14 protein-coding genes are annotated in these 15,574 nt (G+C 44.0%); 5 read left to right on the top strand and 9 right to left on the bottom strand.

Annotated elements, in window-relative coordinates:
• Nucleotides 1-2: 2 nt before the first annotated feature.
• The 4 genes from CA598_RS13495 to CA598_RS13480 are packed head-to-tail and all read right to left on the bottom strand — an operon-like array spanning nt 3 to nt 4,355.
• Nucleotides 3-431: an RbsD/FucU family protein gene (locus CA598_RS13495; protein WP_094876847.1), complete on the bottom strand. Its 429-nt coding sequence runs from the start codon at nt 429-431 to the stop codon at nt 3-5.
• A gap of 12 nt (nt 432-443) precedes the next feature.
• Nucleotides 444-1,094 (bottom strand): class II aldolase/adducin family protein, encoded by a 651-nt coding sequence (locus CA598_RS13490; RefSeq protein WP_076298138.1) that lies wholly within the window; start codon nt 1,092-1,094, stop codon nt 444-446.
• A gap of 18 nt (nt 1,095-1,112) precedes the next feature.
• Nucleotides 1,113-2,558 carry a rhamnulokinase gene (locus CA598_RS13485; RefSeq protein ID WP_094876846.1) on the bottom strand — a complete coding sequence of 482 codons (1,446 nt, stop codon included), beginning with the start codon at nt 2,556-2,558 and terminating at the stop codon, nt 1,113-1,115.
• A gap of 30 nt (nt 2,559-2,588) precedes the next feature.
• Nucleotides 2,589-4,355, bottom strand: a complete 1,767-nt coding sequence (locus CA598_RS13480; protein WP_094876845.1) for an L-fucose isomerase — start codon at nt 4,353-4,355, stop codon at nt 2,589-2,591.
• Between the two features lie 244 nt (nt 4,356-4,599).
• Between CA598_RS13480 and CA598_RS13475 the strand changes: the two genes are divergently transcribed.
• Nucleotides 4,600-5,370 (top strand): DeoR/GlpR family DNA-binding transcription regulator, encoded by a 771-nt coding sequence (locus CA598_RS13475; RefSeq protein ID WP_042125399.1) that lies wholly within the window; start codon nt 4,600-4,602, stop codon nt 5,368-5,370.
• 43 nt (nt 5,371-5,413) lie between these two features.
• Here CA598_RS13475 and CA598_RS13470 read toward each other — a convergent pair whose 3' ends face one another.
• Nucleotides 5,414-6,082 (bottom strand): SGNH/GDSL hydrolase family protein, encoded by a 669-nt coding sequence (locus CA598_RS13470; RefSeq protein ID WP_094876844.1) that lies wholly within the window; start codon nt 6,080-6,082, stop codon nt 5,414-5,416.
• 109 nt (nt 6,083-6,191) lie between these two features.
• On the opposite strand from CA598_RS13470, the gene CA598_RS13465 reads away from it, so the two are divergent.
• Nucleotides 6,192-7,166 carry an aldo/keto reductase family protein gene (locus tag CA598_RS13465; RefSeq protein WP_094876843.1) on the top strand — a complete coding sequence of 325 codons (975 nt, stop codon included), beginning with the start codon at nt 6,192-6,194 and terminating at the stop codon, nt 7,164-7,166.
• A 58-nt stretch (nt 7,167-7,224) separates the two neighbouring features.
• Here the strand turns inward: CA598_RS13465 and CA598_RS13460 are convergent, their stop codons facing one another.
• Nucleotides 7,225-9,900 (bottom strand): YhgE/Pip domain-containing protein, encoded by a 2,676-nt coding sequence (locus CA598_RS13460; protein ID WP_094876842.1) that lies wholly within the window; start codon nt 9,898-9,900, stop codon nt 7,225-7,227.
• 234 nt (nt 9,901-10,134) lie between these two features.
• Between CA598_RS13460 and CA598_RS13455 the strand changes: the two genes are divergently transcribed.
• Entirely contained in the window at nt 10,135-10,662 is a 528-nt protein-coding gene (locus tag CA598_RS13455; protein WP_094876841.1) for a hypothetical protein, read from the top strand.
• A gap of 92 nt (nt 10,663-10,754) precedes the next feature.
• On the opposite strand, the gene CA598_RS13450 is transcribed toward CA598_RS13455, so the two are convergent.
• Both CA598_RS13450 and CA598_RS13445 read right to left on the bottom strand, forming a co-directional pair.
• Nucleotides 10,755-11,714, bottom strand: coding sequence for a glycoside hydrolase family 43 protein (locus CA598_RS13450; RefSeq protein ID WP_094876840.1), 960 nt, complete (start codon nt 11,712-11,714; stop codon nt 10,755-10,757).
• Between the two features lie 12 nt (nt 11,715-11,726).
• Nucleotides 11,727-12,992, bottom strand: a complete 1,266-nt coding sequence (locus tag CA598_RS13445) for a glycoside hydrolase family 27 protein (protein ID WP_373455825.1) — start codon at nt 12,990-12,992, stop codon at nt 11,727-11,729.
• 326 nt (nt 12,993-13,318) lie between these two features.
• Here CA598_RS13445 and CA598_RS13440 point away from each other — a divergent pair, with 326 nt between their 5' ends.
• Both CA598_RS13440 and CA598_RS13435 read left to right on the top strand, forming a co-directional pair.
• The gene (locus CA598_RS13440; protein ID WP_094871572.1) at nt 13,319-14,275 is read left to right on the top strand and encodes an ArsR/SmtB family transcription factor; all 957 of its coding nucleotides are present in this window, start codon (nt 13,319-13,321) and stop codon (nt 14,273-14,275) included.
• 127 nt (nt 14,276-14,402) lie between these two features.
• Nucleotides 14,403-14,561 (top strand): hypothetical protein, encoded by a 159-nt coding sequence (locus tag CA598_RS13435; protein ID WP_036675694.1) that lies wholly within the window; start codon nt 14,403-14,405, stop codon nt 14,559-14,561.
• Between the two features lie 132 nt (nt 14,562-14,693).
• Here CA598_RS13435 and CA598_RS13430 read toward each other — a convergent pair whose 3' ends face one another.
• On the bottom strand, nt 14,694-15,464 hold the full coding sequence (locus tag CA598_RS13430; RefSeq protein ID WP_042185976.1) for a class I SAM-dependent DNA methyltransferase: 771 nt from the start codon (nt 15,462-15,464) through the stop codon (nt 14,694-14,696).
• Nucleotides 15,465-15,574: the final 110 nt, after the last annotated feature.

Genomic DNA, 15,574 nt, shown 5'->3' with positions numbered 1-15,574 from the left:
CATCAGGCCTTGATTACACCTTTTTTGATAATAATATTTCCATAAAGTGCTTCTTCACCTGTGACTACAATAGTGTAGCTTTGCTTAGAACGATTGTAGAAATCAAACCGCTTCTCATATTTAATCGTCGCTTCAGCGTCATGTTTGGCGATTATCGACTCGTACGTGGACCAGATCACCGGCACCGTAGGATCTCCCTCAACCACAGCCATAAACGCCACCTGATGCTCCACATAATGATCTAGGGGCAGCAGTTCCAATATTGCATCCAAAAGATCAGGTATTCCAATGCCATCATATCTTAGTACTTTTGAGTTTAAGGAGTGTCCTGGATAATTAGCATCTGCCAGTACAAGCTCATCACCATGACCCATCTCCATCATCACTCGTACCAGTTCCGGAGAGAGTAGCTTAGGAATTTTTTTCAACATCCAAGCACCTCATTACTTCCCATAAAAAGATCTCAAAGCAACCAGCTCATCGATCCGATGCTGTGGCAGTTCTCTCTCCCCGTCAATCATACGTGTAATAAAGGTAATCTTGGCTGTATATTCGAGTCTCTCCATATTCAGATAAGCCTCCATAACATCCGTTCCCCAAGTAAGTGCTCCGTGATTTTCGAGCAGGACTGCTGTTTTTTTGCCAAGGAAAGGCATCAGTGAGTCCGGGATTTCTTCTGTTGAAGGTGTTCCGTATTCCGCCAAAGGAATATCCCCGATCATGATAACCGACTCTGGCATCATCATTTTATCGAGCGCCTCACCTTTAATGGCAAAAGCGGTAGCATACGGGGGATGTGCATGAACCACACCATTCATCTCAGGTAGCTCATTATAAATTCTCAAATGCATTTTGGTTTCCGTTGAAGGTCTGTATCCTTCCGCCGCTTCAAGAACTTCCCCTTGCAGGTTTACTTTTACAATCATATGTGGCTCTAAATATCCCTTGCTTACGGCTCTGGGGGTAGTGAGAATTTCATTCTCTGATAACCGTGCTGAAATATTCCCATCATTGGCGGCAATGAAATCTTTATTAAACAAATTTCTGCCAATATCACAAATCTGCGAACGTAGTTTTTGTTCCAAGTTATCCATAAGTTCTCTCCTCATATCCTATTTTTTAGAGTTCTTCACCAAAGAAGGCTGGTATGTCTTAAAGGTAAAAGATCGTGCCACGAACTCTTTCGCCTTAGAAACCTCCAATTTCCCCAGGGCAGCCAGCTGGACAATGATATTGCCAATTCCACTGGCCTCCACTGGCCCTGCAACGACCTCTCTACCCGTAGCATCAGCGGTGAGCTGGCATAATAGCTCATTTTGAATCCCACCGCCAACCATATGAATGATAGTGATTGTCTTGCCGGTGATCTCTTCCATTTCTTCAATCGTTCTACAGTATGATTGCGCAAGGCTCTCAAGGATAACGCGTATAAATTCAGCTTTCGTATTAGGCGACTGTTGCCCCGTTCGCTCACAATATTCCTGAATCCGCTGCATCATCACACCAGGTGTGCTGAAAAGCTGGTCATTCGGGTCAATGATCGCTGGCGCTTGATCAATCGTTTTAGCTAATTCAACCATTTCACTTTGACTAAGATTCTCTCCTGCTTTTGCCCAATTCCTTTGGAGCTCCTGTAGAATCCATAGTCCCGTTGTGTTTTTTAGCAAACGATTAGAATTACCGTAGCAACGTTCATTTGTGAAACCATATTCATAGCTTTTCTCTGAAATGACCGGCTCAGGCGTCTCCATCCCCACCAACGACCACGTACCACAGCTTAAAAATGCAGCTTCATCCTTACGAGTATACGGAATCGAAGCCACTGCTGAAGCCGTATCATGTGAAGCGCCGGCAATCACTTTCATCGGTCCGATACTAAGCTCCTCTTGAATAACCGGAAGGATTGATCCAATAACTGTCCCCGCATGAACCTTATGTGGAACTAGATGACTCGGAATCCCCAGCCTGCTAAATAATTCAGAGGAGAGTTCTCCCGTAACAGCATCCATTAAGCCGCTTGTACTCCAGATCGTGCTTTCTGCTGCTTTTATACCAGAAAATAGATAATGAAATAGATCTGGCATCATTAAAATAGTGTCCGCAGTCTCCCTAACAGAATCATTATCCTGAAAGTCAGAGAACAACTGATAGACTGTATTAATCACACTTGGTTGAATACCGGTCATACGGAACTGCTCTGCCGGTGACAGTAACGCTTCCAATTTGAGACGGTGAACCTCCATCCTCCGATCCCTATAATGATGTGGGGAATAGAGCAGCATTCCATTCTTATCGATAAAACCGTAGTCGACGCCCCATGTATCCACACTTAAAGACGTCAGTTCTCCATGTTGCCTAAAGGCTTTTTGAACCCCTTGCTTCATTTCATGGAACAGTCTAAGAACATCCCAATATAAGTGCCCGTTGATCTGTACCGGCGTATTATCAAACCGATGAATTTCTTCCATTTGTAGCCTATCGCCATCATATATCCCCAGCATCACTCTTCCGGAGCTGGCGCCGAGATCTATGGCTAGAAGTTTAATCGTATCACCCATTGTTCACCACACCTGCTTCACAGGAAGATTTTAATAGAGAGGTCCAAAGTTCTGACAGGCTCTGTAATCGGCTCCCTCTAGATCTTCAGTGCCAAATAATGACCATACCCGTGGTCTAAAAATACGTGATTCCTCAACGTTATGCATGCTGACTGGAATGCGTAAAATGGACGCCAGTGTAATCAAATCCGCTCCAATATGCCCATAACTAATCGCCCCATGATTTGCGCCCCAATTATCCATGACATCATAAACAGATTGGAATGAACCACTATTAGTTAGCTTAGGTGCAAACCAGGTCGTTGGCCAAGTTGGGTCTGTTCTTTGATCCAGTGTATGGTGAACATCCTCAGGCAGCTCTACGGTATAACCTTCTACAAGCTGAAGAACAGGCCCAAGTCCTTTTACCAAGTTCAAACGTGCCATGGTAACTGGCATCCCGCCTTTGGTTAAATAATTCGTAGAAAAGCCGCCCCCACGGAAATATTCTTGAGAAGCCGGGCGGAATTGTGTATGGCTTAAACAAGCTTCTACCTCATCCTCTGTAATTTCCCAAAAAGGTTTAATCGCAGGTTTGCCGTCTATCGTCTGTTCACCCGTACCATCAAGAGCAGCCGAACCCGAGTTGATCAAGTGTAGTATTCCGTGTGCTGCCTCACCTTGCAATTGATGACCTGTTACACGCTTAACAGCATCTGGACTCCAAAAGGTGCGGACATCCGCAAAGATTTGTGCAGTATTCGTCAGCAGATAATTGAACAGCATTGTTACTCCGTTCAGGCTATCATTCTCTGTTGCTACGATATAAGGGTTACGTTTGCCGTTCCAGTCAAAAGAGGAGTTCAGAATTGTCTCCATAAAATCTCCGTTAGGAAAATGATCGGTCCATTGGCGTTGCCCTTGGAAGCCACCAACAATCGCATGATGACCATTGGCCTCTTCCTCAAAGCCCAGCTCAGCGAGAACAGGATTACCGATCATCAGATCCCGGGCGATCAATGTCATTTTCACACAAGTCTCCCACTGCTTCTCTTTCTCATCATCACTTATTTGCAGATGCTTCGGATTATTATCGGCACCAACTTGGCAGTTTTCTTTAGTCCACGCGAGGGCTCGTTTATATTCCTCTTTATCATAAATCTCCTCTTCAAAGCGGCGTACATATTCTGACATATCTATATATTCATTGCGCATCCCCAGATACTCTTGGAAGAACTGTTCATTCACAATCGATCCAGCAATCCCCATCGAAACAGAACCCATAGATAAATAGGACTTCCCTCTCATTTGAGCAACTGCCATCCCTGCTTTAGCGAACTGTAGCAATTTCGTCTGCACATCCGCTGGAATCTCCTCACTGCCAGACTCCTGAACATCCTCACCATAGATACCAAACGCCGGAATTCCTTTTTGTGCATAAGCAGAGAGAACAGCAGCTAGATAGACGGCGCCTGGGCGTTCCGTTCCGTTAAATCCCCAAACCGCATGCGGGATCGAGGCGTCCATATCCATCGTCTCAGAACCATAACACCAGCAAGGGGTCACAGTAATCGATACGCCAACATTAGCCCCGGCAAATTTCTGAGCCGCAGCCGCAGCTTCTTTAACACCACCAATCGTAGTATCGGCAATGATACACTCCACGGGGCGGCCATCTGGATAAAATAAGTTCTCTTCAATAAACTTAGCTACCCGCTGTGCCATACCCATGGTTTGAGCTTCTAGCGATTCGCGAACCCCTCTTCTTCTGCCATCAATGGTCGGACGGATACCAATTTTCGGATAGTTTTCTATCACTGCTGTTCCTCCTCAAGATCATCTTTAATCTTATCGATAATGGAATGATTTCTCCTCCATCATAAAATATGGAAACGCTTTAGTCAACATAAATCAACATATTTATAGATAAATAATGTGGTTTTATGTGGTATTTATAACATAACACTGTGGTATTATGTGAGTATGAGGTTATTTTTTGATTTTGATTTTTATGACAATGTAGTAAACTATGAAGTAGATGATGATAGAGGTGAGTGAACGGATGAAAGCATTTGAACGGCGGGATCTAATCATTAATGAGCTGTATAGACAAAAGAAAGTCCATGTCGCTCAGCTGGCGCAAAAATTCAATGTCTCGGAAGAGACCATTCGGCGGGATCTGGATAAACTGGACAAGGAAGGCCTTGCCAAGAAAAATTATGGCGGTGCAATTCTTAATGCCCACACGAATGAGGACCCTCCCTATGTGAGTAGGCATCAGGTAAATATAGAGGCCAAACGTACGATAGCTGATCATGTTCTCCAATTAATTAATGATGGGGATAGCTTGGTGACGGATACGAGCTCAACCGTTTTTGAGGCTTTACGGAGAATTATAGAGGAGAAAAACAATCTGACGATTATTACGAATTCTTTGGTTGTATTATCCGAATTTCAACACTCCGGGCAAAAGCTAATTTCCACTGGTGGAATACTAGGGCCCGAGACCAGCTCCTTCGTTGGACATACCGCCTCGCAGACTATTCAAAAATATAATGTGGACGTAGCTATATTCAGCTGTAAAGCGTTGTCTATGACTGGTGGGCTCAGCGATTCGAATGAAGAAGAAAGTGAATTGAAGATTCTTATGCAACAGCAGGCGAATAAAGTAATTCTGCTCGCAGATCACTCTAAGTTCGACAGGACTGCGTTCATTAAATTATTTAGTTTCGATAGAGTGGATTATATCGTTACAGACGAGAAGCCTTCTGAGGAATGGATCGAATTTCTGAACAACTATCATATCTCTCTTATCTATGCACCCGCTGAGTAATCAGTAGGTGCATAAATTAAGATAAGGGGAAACCTTTATTTCACTAGTCGTTTAAAAGACCGCTTTTCCCTACGATCTTCAGCCACTCCCCGGCAATCAGATCATGCCCGGCCGCTGTCGGGTGAACGCCGTCCCACAGCCAGTAGGCTGCATCTGTTCTACGAGCAGCTGCATCGAATGCTTCCTGTAAAGGAACAAACACTGCATTAAACTCTTCTGCAAGCTGCTTAACAACGCTCTGGTAATGCGTAATTTTAGCTTCCCATTCTTCCCATTGTTCTGCCGGAGCTCCGGTATTCAGAATAAAAGGCTCACACAAGACTAGCTTCGTTTGCGGAAGTACTTCCCCAGTTTCTTCAAGCACGTGACGGTACGCACGTTCAAAACGGTCCGTTACACCGCTTGGTTCCCCTTTCATTGTTCTCCAAAGATCATTAACACCAATCAAAATACTGATGATATTCGGCCGAAGGTAAATCGCATCCTCATTCCAGCGTGCATACAAATCGGAGATTCGATCCCCACTTATCCCACGGTTATAGAATACTAGATTCTGCTCAGCCCGTTCATTACCTAACTTGCCACCAATGATATATGCATAGCTATGTCCCAGAATATGATTGGGATCTTCATCACGACCACGGTTCCCATCCGTAATAGAGTCGCCCTGAAATAAAATCACTTTTTTAGCTTTAGAAGTTGGAATAGTCATTCCTATGATTCATCTCCTTGTTCTCTTCTTTCACATGAAACACTCAAGTTGAATATTCCATAAGATACAAGTAAAGTTAACATATACAACTCAAGGAGGGAAGAAAATAATGAAATACAGAAGGCTAGGCAATTCAGGTCTAAAAATCAGTGAAATCGGCTTAGGCAGCTGGCTTACATATGGAACAGCAGCAGAGCAAAAGGCAGCAGACGCCTGCATCAGCAAAGCTTTTGAATGCGGTATCAATTTCTTTGATACAGCTAATGCCTATAACCGAGGTGAAGGTGAAAAAGCAATGGGTGCTGCTCTTCGCGCTTATGAAAGATCGTCTTATGTGCTGAGTACAAAGGTATTCTTTCCGATGGGGGATGATGTGAATAATCGTGGTTTATCACGTAAGCACATCATGGAGCAATGCGAAGCTAGCCTACGGCGTTTAGGAACCGATTATATTGATGTTTATTTTTGTCATCGATTTGACAGAGAGACGCCTGTGGAGGAAACTTTGCGCGCGCTGGACGACCTAACTGCACAAGGTAAAATTCTATATTCGGCAGTGAGCGAATGGAGCGCAGCTCAAATTTCTGACGCCACCGGCATTTCACGCAAACTAAATCTGCGTCCGCTTATTTCCAATCAGCCTATCTATAACATGTTCGAGCGGTACATTGAAGATGAGGTACTTGAGGTATGTCAGCGTGAGGGCCTCGGACAAGTGGTCTTTTCTCCACTCGCCCAAGGTATTCTGACAGGTAAATACAAACCTGGACAACAGCCTCCGGCAGGAACCCGCGCAGCTGATGATTCGGTAAATGGCGTCATTCGCAGCTACTTCCGCGATGATGTATTGACTGTTGTCGGACAGCTCGATGAACTAGCTAACCGTCTTGATTTGAAGCTGTCGCAACTAGCGTTAGCTTGGACCCTACGTCAACCCGGCGTAAGTTCTGCTATTATCGGGGCCAGTAAGCCAGCGCAGGTGGAAGAGAATGCCCAAGCTGTTGATGCCGTATTGTCTCCTGAAACTTTGGAGAGAATTGAAGAGCTTCTAAAGCCAGTAGCCGATTTCGCTCCCGCGAGATAATCTGAAAGAGGTTGTACCAAAAGCCACAGCAATTGGCTTAGGTACAACCTCTTTTTTCTTAAGAAATCAATTTAGATTCTTCGGCTTGTTCAGCCGCCTTTTCGATATAACGCTCCAGCGGCTTCTTGAGCGTTAGCGCCAGTAAGAGTGCTATTACACCAAATAGGATCAAATAAAGACAATCGCGAATCGCCACTTCCGGCAGAATCCCCCCTACCGCCTCCCGCATCAAACTAATCGCATAAGTAAATGGCATAAACGGATTCAACATTTGAAAAAAATGGCCTGTTGTACTGATTGGAAACGTACCGCCAGAGCTTGAGAATTGAAGCACCATGAATACGATCGCTATCCCCTTCCCAACGTTGCCGAATACGGAGACAAGCGTAAAAACAATCGTCACGAATACGATACTAATTAATACTGCAAAAAGGACAAACCACACCTTGTCCACCACATAACATTTCAGAATAAAGAGATTACCGAGTACAGCCACCAGCGCTTGAAGAATTCCAACCGTAAGAAACGTCAGCAAACGTCCAAAATACAATTGATACCGCTTGTACACAATTCCCTCCGTATCCACTCCCGTACGAAGAAGTGAGATTAGGAGTGTGCCACCTACCCATAAGGAAAGTACAACATAAAAAGGAGTCATAGCCGAACCATAATTCGGAATAGGATATAACTTATTCTCTTTTAATACTACCGGGTTGGCCAAAAAATCACTTTTGCTCTTAATATCCCCTCCGAGCAGCTCTGCAATCTCTCCCAGATCCACCTCATCTTTGATCTGACGGATGGTAGCTGCCGCTTTACGAATCGAATCTTCCAGGATCGGAAGATCATTTCGCACCATATCCGCTGCGACCGCCACTCCCTTATCCGCACGGGGGAGACCTGTACGTATCAGATCAGAAATCTGATGCACCCGTTCCTCTACAGCCGGCAGATCCTGACGGACGAAATTTGCAGCTTGTTGTATTTTTTCTCCTGCAACAGGTAAGCTGCTCTGAATTAGTGGAAGTGTATCGCGAACAAAAGCACCAAAGCTCTGTGTCTTATCTGCGACACCGCTAGCTGCTGTATGTACCGCTTCACGAATAGCTGGTAAGTCCTGCTGTAGACTAGCCAAGCTTGATTGTCCGAACTCAATTGCTGCCATAGTCTCCTCAAGAAGGGTACCCAGCGCCGATAGACGATCCGGAACTTGTTCCAGGGCAGTGGCTGTAGTCTCTGCAGCAGTGGATATTTGCTCTAACGTATTTTTTATAGCAGGGATAGTTGCCGCTTCATATTCGGAAATAAGCTTCGCTATGGCTACGTTCCCTTCGCCAGATTTAAGACCTAATTGCTTAACATCACTCGGATCTGGCTGACCTTCATTTTGTAAATCCAATACCAACGAATTTACCAAAGAAGTCTGTCTGCTCAAGGTATTATTTACATCCTTCAAGGCGCCAATCTCAGCATTAGGCACTGTTCCTGGCGAGAATGTATTCAGTGCCGATAACAAAGAAAGCGTATGATCCATCACGTTACTTCCCGACCCCAGCTGAGCGGAAACAGACTCAAGTTGTTCGCGGACCGCTTGCGGGTCAATATCTTCTCCCTGCAGCAATTCAGCAAGCTGAACTACTGCATTCTCCGTTTTTTGCAGCAGGTATATATTTTGTTTGAGGGCGGCAGGTACCGCTTCAAATGCAGCATTACTCTTCTCTAAGAACTTTTGAAGCTCTAGAACAAAATCATTTCCAGCAGTTGCAATCTTTTCCGCCTTAGGTAGCGCAGTTAGGGCAGTGCTAACAACTTTATTTGCTTCCGTAAGACCTTCAGACGCCTTGTCCATAATTTGTTCAACTTCACCAAAATGATGATCAAGTTGAACGATTAGCTGTGCTGCTTGTTCAATTTTGGGCAGCTTATCCTGCAGTGCGTCTAAATGATCTGCAGCATCGGCAATTTGCGGCCAATGTTCAGCTATTTTTTCTAAAGCTAGGCCCGCCTTCTCTACCTCAGGCAGTTTGTTCTCCAGTTTAGAGATACGCTCTGCTGATGCATGAATTTGTGGCCATTGCGCCTCCATTTTCAATACATGTTGGCCTGCCGTTTCAATTTCGGGGAGACTTGCCTCTAACTGAAAAAGTCCTTTTTCTACCTTGCGTATAATAGGCAATTCAGATTGGAACTTTGAATCGATTTGTTTTAAGGCTGTAAATACGGTTTCGCTAATGGTTTCCGTAAAATTCTCACTGATCTGTGTCGTGATTGAAGAGGCACCTTTATCCGTGATTTTAGGCGCAATCGCGTTAATCTTCTCATTGACGGTGTATTCAATCTCTGGTTTCACGATCCTGCCTTCAAGGATTCCTGTCATTCTTTTGGAGAAATCAGCAGGGATAACAATACTCGCATAATAATCTCCACGCTTCACACCATTGTGCGCAGCTTCTGCATCTACGAAGGTCCACCCTAAGCTTTTATTATTCCGAAGACTTTCCATGACATCATTGCCGATATTGAAGCTCTTATCCTTCACAGTGGTCCCTTCATCCAGACTAGTTACAGCAATCTTAATGCCAGAGGTATTACTGTAGGGATCCCACACCGCCGCAACGTTAAACCAATCATACACAGAAGGTAACACCACCAAAGCAGCGATCAGGAACACGGCCACAGGAACCTTAAAAACGTTGCGCCAGTCGTTCCTATAAATCCGTAGTATTCCACCCATTCGTTGCTCCCCCTAATCTGTATGTTTTGACATTTTAATATGCCCGAGGAGACAAACTTTTACTATCATTTTCAGTGGATTCACGACTGGCTTCTTTTTTCAGAAATTTTAAAAAAAATTGCAACAAAACCTGCCCGTTTAACGTAATAGAAGTATATAGCCCGTTTAGGAAAAAACATAGCGGGTAATAAGCTATATACAACCTTTTTACATATCTCAAGGGGGAGATTTCTAATGTTTAAGAAAAAGTCAGCGTATGTGTTACCGGTTGTTGTTCTATTGTTTCTTTCCCTAATTACTACTGCTAGTACCGTTGGAACACGAGTAGATGCGCAAGATAGTGCCAAGACTCAGCAACAGACGGTATATATTCATACTATTCAATCCGAGAGTGGCAAGCTTTCCATTACAGCCGATGAAATAAACTGGTATCAGGGTGCTGATGCTGACCGAGTCTTTGCTGAAAGAGACCCGGAAGGTGCAGCAGAAATTGGCGGAGCTCCAGACGGATATTATGTTGTTAATGATGTTGATACACTGACAACCTATCCGATCGCTGATAACGCAACAGTCACCATGCAGATCTTTGATCACACTGGTAACATTGAGGACTTAGACATTCAGTGGAACGAAGCCATTACCTTAGAGCAATTTATCGATCAATTTAATAAGACGGATATTTTCGATCTAAGCCAATTCCCTTATCACCTTACGATTCAGGACGGCGTAATCACTTCCATCGTGCAACAATATATACCTTAAGCAGCAACATGTAACAAATGAAAAAGAGGGTTACCCAGCGGCCATTAACGTGGCTTATGGGTAACTCTCTTTTTTTGCAAAACGGAGTATTTTTAGTGTGCATCCTTAACAGGAACTCCAAAATTCGGTGTGCCATCTTCATTCCAATGGAAGACCTGAGCACGAGTATGACGGTTTGGATCATATAGAGGATCGCCAGTAATATCTTTATAATTGCGGCAGTGGTAAATGAGCACATCTTCCCCATTTTCATTGACCGTAAAGCTATTATGGCCTGGACCGAATTGTCCATTTTCTTCATTCGTTTGGAAGACAGGATTCGGTAGTTTAGTCCATGAAGCTGCATCAAGAAGCTCGCTGTCTTCATCCGCTACCAATAATCCCATACAGTAGTTAAAGTCGGTAGCACTCGCCGAGAAGCTGATAAAGATACGTCCGTTACGTTTCAATACTGCTGCCCCTTCGTTTACTTTGTACCCAATAATTTCCCAGTCATGCTCAGGAGTCGCAATCATAGTCTGAGGACCGGTTAGTGTCCACGGATTGCTCATTTCAGAAATATACAGATTAGAATTCCCCTCAATATTCAGGTCCTTCTGAGCCCATACATAGTACAGTTTTCCTTTATGCTGAAACGTAGTCGCGTCCAGCGCGAACGATTTCCAAGCGGTTTTTACTTGGCCTTTTTCTTCCCATGTTCCTTCTAAGGGATTAGCAGATGCATTCTCGAGCGCAAACATCCGGTGATCGAACAAACCATCTGTCGTCTCCGTAGTCCGTGCTGCGGCAAAGTAAATGTACCATTTCCCGTCTATGTAATGAATTTCCGGCGCCCAAATGTTAGCACTAAGTGGCCCCGTCTCATACTTGCGCCAAGCTACAACTGGTTCTGCAGTAGTTAATCCTTCGATGGTTGTCGATCTTCTTACTTCGATCCGGTCGTATTCTGGAACAGAAGCTGTGAAATAGTAATAGCCATCCGTATGTTTATATACCCATGGATCAGCACGTTGCTCCACCAATGGGTTGTTGTACGCTCTACTCGTATCCATAATCTCTCTCCTCTATAAAAGCTTTAACAATGCAGAACCATGCGGTGGAAGAAGCTGCTTAACCCCTTCATTAACAACCTCCAGGTCACGGCCTAGCCATAGATCACGGATCGTGCTTGGAATGGAAACATGAAGCTGCTGAAACGATATTTGAAGCGTCGACTCTTCATCACTGAGATTGAACAACGCTACATAATGGTTACCTTGCTCATCCTCAGAAGTCCAGATCGCATACTCTTCATTCCGCTCTACCTGTCTACCACCCTTACCAAAATGATGCAGATGAAGCACTTCCTTATTGGTTAACAAAGATAAAGTCCACTCATCATTGTCTCTAAGCTCCCCTCCGAACATTAAAGGCGAACGGAAAATAGCCCAGAGTGTCATCATGGTAACCTGTTCGTCAGGAGTAAACCTTGTAAATCTGTCTCCCCCGCCATCAACAGAACGAATTCCAAGATGACCTAGCGGCAGCATATCACAATCCGGCCAATGGCCTGGCTGAACGTAGGAAGCCCACTTCTCACAGCGCTCGAACATTCCGCGTAGCAAATGCCAATGATCCCAATAATCGTCAGTCATTCTCCACAGGTTTGCGTGATCAGCTAAGTGTTTCGCATCTTCCACTGGAGCAGGTCCAGGGGAAAGACTAAGCACCATTTCGCGACCACAGCGGTCGATAGCCTTACGGATCATGGCAACTTCGTCTTTGTGGTATCCATAAATACGTGAAGCGGCAATATCATCTACTTTCACATAATCAACGCCCCAACTGGCATACAGCTGAAAGAGCGAATCATAATAAGCCTGACTGCCTTCTTTAGAAGCATCTACTCCATACATATCTGTATTCCATGGACAAATAGAATTGGGATGAGCGATATCACGTGCAGTTTGCTTAGATCCTAGAATGGCACTGCCAGCATGAACGGCCTGACGAGGAATTCCACGCATAATATGTATGCCAAATTTCAACCCTAATCCATGCACATATTCAGCAAGTGGAGCAAAACCTCTGCCTCCCTTAGCGGAAGGAAAACGATTTTCTGCCGGTTGAAGTCTGGAATACTCGTCCATGACCAGCGGTACAAAGTTACGATATTGCGAAGAGTTCGCTCCAGGCTCATACCACTGAATATCCACAACAACATATTCCCAGCCGAATTCCTTCAAATAAGCAGCCATATATTCAGCGTTGCCTCTTACCTCTTCTTCATTAACACTAGCTCCGTAACAGTCCCAGCTATTCCAGCCCATCGGGGGCGTTGCAGCTAACATAATGATTTTCACGTCCTTTTCTAAGACTTTCAGTTTAAAAATAGCATAGACAAAAAGACTTGTAAATATATTTATTTAAACCTTTTAATACTTTTATAAAATAAATAGTTAAAGTAACAGGATTACGGTGTAAAATCATCTCTTTTTGTAAATTAGTTTCATTAATTTTTAAATTAAATTAGATTAGATGTAAAAACATGAAAAAAACGCCCTTATTTTTATCATTCTACAAAATAAGGAAGGATGCTTTATTTATATGCTATATTAGTTTATAATTTCATAAAACAGTATTCATTTATGACCATTTGGAAGAAGGTATTGATAAAATGATCTATATTAAAGATTTAATGAGTGGTCTTGAAATATTCAAGGCGCTTAGTTCTGAAATCAGAATCCTCATACTCGAACTTTTAGCTACCAATCAAGCACTGAATCTGAATGAAATTGCCAAGAAGCTGAATCTCAGCAATGGCGCAATCACGATGCATATTAAAAAGCTAGAAGAAAGCGGTCTCATCGAGATAAACACATCCGTGGGTAAACACGGTATTCAGAAGGTCTGCTATTTAAATAAGGATAAGCTTATTGTTGATCTTCGCAGCAAGGATGTTGATAATCTCTACGAAGTAGAAATCCAAGTAGGACATTATAGCAACTATCAGGCTGTTCCGACCTGCGGACTTGCTACCAAAGACAGCATAATCGGGGATTTTGATGAGCCGCGTTATTTTGCAGACCCCCAACGGATTGAAGCCGAGATCATATGGATGGGCGAAGGCTTTCTCGAATATAGAGTTCCGAACTATCTTAAAGCTAATCAAACGTTCCGTGAAATCCAATTCTCGATGGAGATTGGCTCGGAGGCCCCAGGATCTAACGATAACTACCCTTCCGATCTTTATTTTTACTTAAATGGAATTGAAATCGGCTACTGGACTAGTCCTGGAGATTTCGGAGACACCCGTGGAACGTTTAATCCAGACTGGTGGCCTCCACATTTAAACCAATATGGTATGCTCAAACTGATCCGTATTAATAATGAAGGCAGCTTTATTGACGGCTGCCGGATTTCTGACGTGACCCTGGATGATATCCAGCTTGATTACAAGAGCGAGCTTACTTTCCGGATAGCTGTAACGGACAAGCCTGTAAACAAACGCGGACTCACCATTTACGGCAAACATTTCGGCAACTATAGCCAGGACTTGCTGGCGCGTGTACTATATGATGTTCATGAAGTTGAAATTGGCGCTTCTCGTACTGCTGTTACCTTATCAGAGTAAACCATTTAAACAAAAAGACCGCAGAAGCAGAAATTTCTGTTCTCCGGTCTTTTTTACCTTCGTATATTTTTTTGGGTTTGACTCATAATAACCTTGTCTCCCAAACCACCGAGAAGGAGTGTTTCGAATGCGTGAAGGTCTAATTCCCGCTGTTCTTGGAACCGTCGTAACCGCTTCAAGCGCCGCTTTTCTTGGAAGCAAGTATAAGATGGCAGCAACAGGCGTACTTGGATTTGGTCTGGCTCATGTCGTATTGGGTGCCATTGATCTGTTTGAGCATCGGTAAGGATTGGAAGATGCCGGGTGGCATAAACACTGCCCGGTTTTTTGTTTTACATAAGTACGAAGTCAAAAAAAGGGTGTCCCATCAGCTATTTTCATAGCTAATGAGACACCCCTCTTATTATTATGGAAATATTTATTTTATAGCAATATAAAATAAACGTTCCGCATCATCATCCGCCTCTATCCACTCGAAATCGGCGTAAGTCTTCACATCACTAAATCCAGCCTTAAGCAGTTCATCCTTCATCCACTGGGGATCGTAGGCACGCTGAATATGCGTCTCTTCGAAACGGCGATATACATCACTCCGTCCCTCTTCGCGGGCGAAAATAGACAGATGATGTTCTATTTCGCGGCGTGGAACATCCATCTCACAAGTCCAAATATAAGACACCGATGGTTCATCCAGAATAAAAGGCTGTTCTTCTTCATAACGGATCAGTGTATTTGGATGATGCACATCGAACAGAAAGGTGCCGCCTTGCTTCAGTCCTGCGAAGGTACTAGCAAAGACAGCTCTGATATCGTCTTCTTCCAGCACATAATTCAGACAATCACAGAAAGAAATCACAGAATCCACAAGCTCTGGAAGCTCCCATTCCTTCATATTTTGTCTAATCCAACGAACACTACCTTCGCGCAAGAAGCGCCGTCCCTGGGGATGCTCTTCCATTTTGCGCTGTGCCACTGAGAGCATATCTGAAGATAGATCGATTCCGGTCATATGATACCCTGAACCCGCCAAAGGAATAGTGATACTCCCGGTGCCGCAGCCAAGCTCAGCCACGGTTACAGGCTTACCGTATTTACTCCATGCGGTTTCAGCAAAGGAGATCCAATCAGGATACGGCATATCTGCCATGAGCTCATCGTATACATAAGCAAATTTCCCATAGGAAGACACTAGTACACCGCTTTCTATTACAACATTTAATGTAAATCTGTTATTGACCCATCAAGCATAAACGCCCTCGGCGTCCCTACAAGGACGGTAAGCGTTTAAGCGAGAAATAT

It is taken from the genome of Paenibacillus sp. VTT E-133291 (assembly GCF_002264395.1).
Taxonomy (GTDB): Bacteria; Bacillota; Bacilli; order Paenibacillales; family Paenibacillaceae; genus Paenibacillus_AQ; species Paenibacillus_AQ nitricinens.
This window is presented reverse-complemented; position numbering and strand designations above follow the sequence as displayed.